The organism is Agathobaculum desmolans ATCC 43058 (assembly GCF_000701665.1).
Classification (GTDB): domain Bacteria; phylum Bacillota; class Clostridia; order Oscillospirales; family Butyricicoccaceae; genus Agathobaculum; species Agathobaculum desmolans.
The window spans coordinates 20,927-28,274 of the sequence record NZ_JNJN01000038.1 but is presented as its reverse complement, the minus strand read 5'-3'; the positions used below and the strand labels follow the sequence as shown (position 1 = coordinate 28,274).

7 protein-coding genes are annotated in these 7,348 nt (G+C 58.4%); 1 reads left to right on the top strand and 6 read right to left on the bottom strand.

Annotated features, from left to right (window positions below; all coding sequences use genetic code 11):
* On the top strand, positions 1-200 hold a 200-nt coding region (locus tag T363_RS0110090; protein ID WP_031475502.1), incomplete at its 5' end, for an IS3 family transposase.
* Positions 201-553: 353 nt separating this feature from the next.
* Here T363_RS0110090 and T363_RS0110085 read toward each other — a convergent pair.
* The 6 genes from T363_RS0110085 to T363_RS0110060 all read right to left on the bottom strand — a co-directional run bounded on the left by T363_RS0110085 (position 554) and on the right by T363_RS0110060 (position 7,314).
* A complete protein-coding gene (locus tag T363_RS0110085; protein ID WP_031475500.1) occupies positions 554-2,851 on the bottom strand; it encodes an ATP-dependent Clp protease ATP-binding subunit in 2,298 nt (765 codons plus the stop codon).
* A gap of 40 nt (positions 2,852-2,891) precedes the next feature.
* Entirely contained in the window at positions 2,892-3,506 is a 615-nt protein-coding gene (locus tag T363_RS0110080; protein ID WP_031475498.1) for a CvpA family protein, read from the bottom strand.
* Positions 3,496-4,758 (bottom strand): DUF5711 family protein, encoded by a 1,263-nt coding sequence (locus tag T363_RS0110075; RefSeq protein ID WP_031475496.1) that lies wholly within the window; start codon positions 4,756-4,758, stop codon positions 3,496-3,498. Before T363_RS0110075 ends, T363_RS0110080 begins: the two co-directional genes overlap by 11 nt.
* A gap of 76 nt (positions 4,759-4,834) precedes the next feature.
* Positions 4,835-5,614 (bottom strand): tRNA pseudouridine(38-40) synthase TruA, encoded by a 780-nt coding sequence (gene truA / locus T363_RS0110070; RefSeq protein ID WP_322786171.1) that lies wholly within the window; start codon positions 5,612-5,614, stop codon positions 4,835-4,837.
* A 27-nt stretch (positions 5,615-5,641) separates the two neighbouring features.
* Positions 5,642-6,445, bottom strand: coding sequence for an energy-coupling factor transporter transmembrane component T family protein (locus tag T363_RS0110065; protein WP_031475492.1), 804 nt, complete (start codon positions 6,443-6,445; stop codon positions 5,642-5,644).
* Positions 6,445-7,314, bottom strand: coding sequence for an energy-coupling factor transporter ATPase (locus T363_RS0110060; RefSeq protein ID WP_031475490.1), 870 nt, complete (start codon positions 7,312-7,314; stop codon positions 6,445-6,447). Before T363_RS0110060 ends, T363_RS0110065 begins: the two co-directional genes overlap by 1 nt.
* Positions 7,315-7,348: the final 34 nt, after the last annotated feature.

Here is a 7,348-nt window from a genome sequence, read left to right as displayed (position 1 = left end):
CGTTCAAGGACGAGAAATCCCTTCGCTCGGCCATTGAGAAATACATCCATTTCTACAACTACGAGCGTTTCCAGGAGCGCTTTGAAACCCGCACTCCGATGGAAGTCCGCACGGAGGCATTAAACTCCGATACTCCTGCACTGTATCCCATTCCTGAAAATAAGCGTATTCAAAAATACAAAGAAAAGTTCGCTGCATAAACAAGCTCACCGTTCCCGAAAAAGGAAACGGCGAGCATAACCGCACTATATTTTATTTATTTCTCCGGTCTACCTTGACTGGGGCGGATCACATATTGCCTGGCTCAGCTTGTCGAAAAAGTATTTTGCCGATGGGCGTCAGCAATACGCGCGACATCACGCATAAAACAGCATTTGCAACGCAAATATATCAAAAGTCAGGACATGCGCCTGACTTTTTGTGTTTTGAGAGTAAAAATTCACAGGGGAGCTTTTGCTGTTTGCATGCGGCGAAGGACAGCACAGCATGTCGGATAACACGACTTGTGAACCAATGCAAGCGCCGTGTTTGCGGCGCTTGCTTATGCAGTCGGTTAGATCGTGTCGATCGAAAGCTTGCCGTTTTCGGCGCGCAGATGGGCGCCGGTCAGCGGCAGGTCACCGGTGACCATGGCAGTAGCGAGCGGGTTTTCGATCTCCTTTTCGATCAGGCGGCGCAGATTGCGTGCGCCGAATTTGAGGGAGAAGGAACGCTCGGTCAGCCAGTCCAGCAGGCTGTCATCCCATGTCAGGCGGATGGATTTGCCCGCCAGCGTATTGCGCAGTTCTTCAAGCATAATGACGGCGATACGGCGGAAATCCGCTTCGGTTAGCTGATTGAAGGCGATGATCTCATCAATGCGGTTGAGGAACTCGGGGCGCATGATCTCCTCAAGCGCCTTGAGCGCACGCTCGCGGCTTTGCTGTGATACCGTGCGGCCAAAGCCCGCAGGGGCGCCGCCGGATTGTGATCCGGCATTCGAGGTCATCACGATGACGGCGTTCTCAAAGCTGACCACACGGCCCTGTGCGTCAGTCAACCGTCCATCGTCCAGAATTTGCAGCAGCGCGTTCAGCACATCCGGATGCGCCTTTTCGATTTCGTCAAACAGGACGACCGAATACGGACGGCGGCGGATCTTCTCGGTTAACTGGCCGGCTTCGTCATAGCCGACATAACCCGGAGGAGAGCCGATCAGACGGGAGACCGTATGTTTTTCCATATATTCCGACATATCCAGACGGATGAGCGCGTCGGGAGAATCAAACAGGTCGAGCGCCAGTTGTTTGACCAGCTCGGTCTTGCCGACGCCGGTCGGACCGACGAACAGGAAGGACGCGGGCTTACGCTTGGGACTGATGCCGGCGCGTGCGCGGCGGATCGAAGCGCAGACGGCATCCACCGCCTCATCCTGTCCGATGACATGTGCCTTGAGGCGGCCTTCCATATCCCGCAGGCGTACGGATTCCTGCGCGGCGACCTTGGAAGCCGGGATACCGGTCCAGATCTCGATAACTGAAGCAAGCAGCTGCTCGTCGATCGCCGGGGCGGGGCGGGTCAGCAGCTCGTGGAGCTTGCCTTCCACCTGCAGCAGGCGTTGGCGGCAGGATGCAATGCGCGCGTAGGTCTCTTCCTCCTCGGCGCGGGCACTCGACTGCGTGAGCTGATCGAGCTGGTTTTGCAGATCCTCCATTTCAGCTTGCAGGGCAGGGATCTCGGACAACTGCGGAGAATCCAGATTGAGCCGTGAGCAGGCCTCATCGAGCAGGTCGATCGCCTTGTCAGGCAGAAAACGGTCGGTGATATAGCGCTCGCTCATTTCTGCGGCGCGGCGGCACATATCGTCCGAAATGGTCACGCCGTGGAAGCTTTCATAATACGAGCGGATGCCTTTGAGGATCTCAGTCGTTTCCGCAACTGACGGCTCACCGATATATACCGGCTGGAAGCGGCGTTCAAGTGCAGCGTCCTTTTCGATATATTTGCGGTATTCCTTCAGGGTGGTCGCACCGATCACCTGAATATCGCCGCGGGCAAGCGCGGGTTTGAGGATATTGGCAGCATTCATCGAGCCTTCCGAATCTCCTGCACCGACGATATTGTGCACCTCGTCAATGACAAGGATAATATTGCCCAGCCGCTTGACCTCGTCGATCAGACCCTTCATGCGGCTTTCAAACTGCCCGCGGAACTGGGTGCCTGCGACAAGTGCCGTCAGGTCAAGCAAATGGACCTCCTTATTGCGCATTTTGAAGGGGATTCGCCCTTCATTGATGCGTACGGCCAGCCCTTCGGCCACGGCGGTTTTGCCGACGCCCGGTTCGCCGATCAGACAGGGATTGTTCTTTTGACGGCGGTTGAGGATCTGGATCACGCGGTCGGTCTCGCGGTCACGTCCAACAATGTGGTCAATGCGGCCCTCCGCGGCCTTGCGGGTCAGATTGTCGCAGTAATTGTTCAGGTATTTACGCTTTTTATCCTCCCGCGGGGCGGACTGGGTTTGGCGGCGGCCATTCTCCTGCCGGTCATTCTGCTGCGGCAGGGGGGATGCGGGGGCGGGGAAGCTGCTTTGCGGATCGGTCTCGTGCGGCGCATCATCGTCTGATCCGTCCGCACCGGCTGTGACCAGATCGTTCAGATCTGCCAGCGAGCCGATCTCACCCGAAAGTGCTTCGAGATCGTCCTCCGTAATGCCCATTTGCTCCATAATATTGTCGAGCGGCTTGATGCCCAGCTCGCGCGCGCATTTGAGGCAGAGTCCCTCCTGCGTGCTTTGATCCGGGCCTTCGATTTTGGTGATGAACACCACCGCGATGTTTTTCTTGCACCGCGAGCACATTGGCATGTTCATAAGTGAAACTCCTTTGCCGGCAGAACCGGGGATGAATTGGTCAGATCGCTACGGGCAGCACATCAATCAGCTTTGCCAGCAGCAGGGTATGGCTGATCCGCTCGGGGGAAAGCCAGCCGAGCGAGGTGTAGGCGATGGGATAGAACCACTGTACACCAATCAGCAGCAGTGCGGCAAGCAGCACACCGGCTGCGATACCGGTCATGCCGCCTGCCAGCGAATCAAGCACGCCGAGCGGTGTCAGATGGGCGATAAAATGCAGGCTTTTGGCGGCAAAGCCGATCAGAAAGCCGAACAGGATGCCGAACAGCACAAGCAGCAACACAAAGGCAAGGCTTTCGGCCATACCGGCAGCCGCCTGCTGAACGGTTTGCCGCAGACCATCCAGCACACCGGCTGCGCCGCTCAGTGCGGCGCGCTGCGTAAATACATCGCCGATGATCGGTGTTACGATCCAGGCGGCAGCATATGGCGCGGCGGCACGGGCGGCAAAAAATGCGGCGGCAAGCCCGATCAGGCGGCCGATCAGCCCATAAAGCGAACCGAAAAAACCGCGGCGAAAGCCTAAAATCATGTTGGCAATAACAAATGCCAGCAGGATCAGGTCGGGCAGGTTGATGAGCTGCGGCAGCAGCACAGAAAGGTCATGTTGCATGGGAAAGATCCTCGGAATTCGTTGAACGCGCGGTGAAGATGCGCGCATTTTTGGTATACAGGGCAAACAGGGTGCCGTCACCGGTCAGCAGCAGGCGCCGAGCGCCGACCGCGTCGCTGTTGCGCCAGCGAGGGGCAAAGGTGCTGCCATACACTGCGGCACCCGAAGCGCTTAATACGGCGGTGCCGGCCGATGAGACTGACAGTGCAGTGGGTTCCTCCGGCAGGGCGTATGGCCCGGAAAGCGTTCCGCCGCGCACAGTGTACAAATCCGCGCGGGCATTGCCTGCGTAAGAGCGCGTGGCCAGCGCCAGTGCATTATCCTGCTTGGCAAAGGCGATCAAATCACCGGAGGCGGAAGTAAGCACCTGCTCGGCGGTACCGCGGCGGCTGACCAGATACAGCCCGTCGTCGCACAAAACGGCGGCGGTGTTGTTGTCGGTATAGCACAGCTCAATGCCGAGTGCATTTGGCAGTGCGGCATCTGCGTGGAGCTTGCCGTTCGATACATCATAAAACTGCACATGGGAGTCCAGCGACACACCGTTCTGCTGGAAGGCGAGCGCCGCCAGCGTTTTTCCGTCCGGTGAAAGGCCGGCAGAGACGATGTAATAGTCGGAGGACTGAAATTTGAAGATTTCCTTGCCGTGTGCGTCGTATACGGAGACCGCAGTGTGGTAGCCCTGCTCATCGGTCACCAGCACAAACCGGCCGCCCTTGCCGATGCTGCCGGTAATGATGGGGGAGGAAAGCGTAAGCTCGGCTGTAGGGCCGGCAGCATTGACCAATGCAGCCTGCATGCCGCCGCGGTCATATGCCAGAACATAGTCGCCGTTGGTTTCCACCACCGGGTCGGAATAGCCGAGCGCATACTGCAGGTCGGTCGTGCCGCCCGGACGGGCAAGAAACAGCGAGTCGCTGTCGGCATAGGCCAGGCCGGAATGGAAGAGCGCCCCGTCGCTGAACGTACCGTTCTGATAGGTGATGGTGGTGATAGCATCATCGGTACGGCGCAGTCCCGCAATCGTATATTGCACCAGACTGCGCAGGGAGGATGGCGAGAACAGAGAATAATTGGTGAGCAGAAACAGAAAAGTGCCGATTACCAAAAGCCATCCGCATATGGTGCGTGCGGCTGCGGTTATGCGCAGTCTGGGGTCTTTGTGCTCACGCAGCAGCCGGCGCCGCTCCTTGCCGGAGGAAGGAAAGCGGATGATATTCTGTTTGTTTTTCCGGGGCTGTTGTTCGCTCATGTTTCCCGCCTCCTTATTGTATCGTGTTCGGGGATAGAAAATGTGAATCGTTCGTAAAAAATGCCCGCGGGCGCGGTCATGCTTCCAGATGGAAGGGCGCGAGCGCAGGGGTATGGTCGTACCACAGCCGGTTCATAAACAGGCCGCAGGCGGGCAGCGTAGGGCCTGCCTGCTCGCGGTCACCTGCGCGCAGGATGGCGGAAACGTCATCCGGTGTCAGCTTGCCGCCGCCCACATAGGTAAGCGTGCCTGCGATGGCGCGCACCATGTTATACAGAAATCCATCCCCGCATACGCGGATGCGGATCAGGCCGTTTTTCGTTTGTTCGACATCGCACCAGAAAATCGTGCGCACCGTGCTTTTCACCGGCGTTCCCTGACTGCGCACGGCGGCAAAATCCTGCCGGCCGACAAAGCGCTGGGCGCCCGCCTGCATCCGCTCCACATCGAGCGGATAGTTGTACCGGTAGGCGTAGCGCGCATGGAACGGGTCGCGCAGCGTGGAGGGAAAAATATAGTAGGCGTATTCCTTTTTGGTGCAGTCAAAGCGGGCGTCGAAGTCCTCCGGCACCTCAGCCGCGCCGGATACCGCGATATCCGGCGGCAGGAAGCTGTTGAGCGCATAGGGCAGGCGGTCGACCGGGATGGTGCAGTCCGCCTTGAAGTTGGCGACATAGCGCCGCGCATGGACACCGGAATCCGTTCGTCCGACGCCGGAAACATGGACGTTCTGCCCGAGCAGCCGGAAAACGGCGGTTTCCATGCTTTCCTGAATAGAAGGGCCGTTTTTCTGTATCTGCCAGCCGTTATAGTTTGTCCCGTCGTAAGACAGGATCAGTGCAATATTCTTCATCATATGCAGTCACGCAGCGGGGCGGTACGGTCAAAGCCCGACGCGGCGCAGCAGCAGTACCGCGGCAAACAGCAGCGCGGTCAGCAGCAGCGCGGCGATATCCACCCGTGCGATCTTGAGCTGGCGCATACGGGTGCGGCCGACGTCCCCGCGGTACAGGCGGCACTCCATAGCGGTAGCCAGCTCGTCTGCCCGGCGGAAAGCCGAGATGAACAGCGGCACCAGAATGGGGATCATCGCCTTGGCACGCTGGATCAGATTGCCGGAATCAAAATCCGCGCCGCGCGCCTTTTGCGCGGAGATAATCTTTTCGGTTTCCTCGATCAGCGTTGGGATAAAGCGCAGCGCGATCGACATCATCATGGAAAGCTCGTGCACCGGCACATGCAGCTTTTTGAGCGGCGCAAGCAGGCGCTCCAGTCCATCGGTCAGTTGGATGGGGCTGGTGGTATAGGTAAGCATGGAGGTGGCGACAATAAGCAGCATCAGGCGGACGACCATGAGGATGGCGGTTCGGATGCCCTCTTTGCTGATATGCAGGAACCCCCACTGCCAGATGTACTCACCCGGCGTATAAAACAGGTTGAGCACAGCGGTAAAGATAATAATAAACAGGATAGGCTTGAGGCCGCGCACGACCAGCTTGGGTGAGATGCGTGAAATGCCGATCACAGCAGCCAGAAACAGCAGGATCAGCGCATAGGATGCCGGTGTGTTGGCCACAAACAGCAATACGATAAAGGCGATGGTCAGCACGATTTTGACGCGGGGATCCAGACGGTGTACCGCGCTGTCCCCCGGGAAAAACTGACCGATGGTGATGTCCTTGAGCATCAGCGTGCACCTCCCTTTGCTTTGCAGGCGCGCAGCGCGTTCATGGCCTGCTCCACGGTGAATACCGAGGTGTCCACCTCGTATCCGCGCTGTTTCAACTCCAGCATGACCTTGGTGATCATGGGAATATCCAGACCGGCGGCGATGATCTCATCCGCATGGGAGAATACCTCGCGCGGAGTATCGCAGAACAGCACCTTGGCGTGATCCATTACAAGCAGACGGTCGGCCAGGCGGGCGATGTCCTCCATCGAGTGGGAGACGATCAGCACCGTAGCGCCCGACTGTTCGTGATAACGCCGAACCAGACCGAGGATCTCATCCCGTCCGGCAGGATCCAAACCGGCGGTCGGCTCGTCGAGCACAAGCACATCCGGCCGCATGGCGATGACGCCCGCAATCGCAACGCGGCGCTTCTGTCCGCCTGAAAGGGCAAAAGGGGACTGCTCCGCCATCTCGTCCGCAAGGCCGACCGCGCGCATGGATTCGCGCACGCGCTCGTCGATCTCGCCCTGCGAAAGACCCATGTTGGAGGGACCGTAGGCGATATCCTTGGCAATGGTTTCCTCAAAAAGCTGGTATTCCGGATACTGGAATACCAGACCGACGCGGAAGCGGGTTTCGCGTGCGCATTTGCCTTTTTCGTTCCAGATGGACTGCCCGTCAAGCAGGACTTCGCCCGCAGAGGGCTTCAGCAGGCCGTTCAGGTGCTGAATGAGTGTGGACTTGCCTGAGCCGGTGTGTCCGATCACACCGAGGATCTCGCCCTTTTCGATTTTCAGATCCACATGGTCGAGCGCGACGCGCTCAAAGGGGGTGCCTGCGCCGTATACATGGGTCAGGCCCCGGGTTTCAAGTATGGTTGACATGGTATTCTCCTTTGAGAACGGAGAATGGAGAATG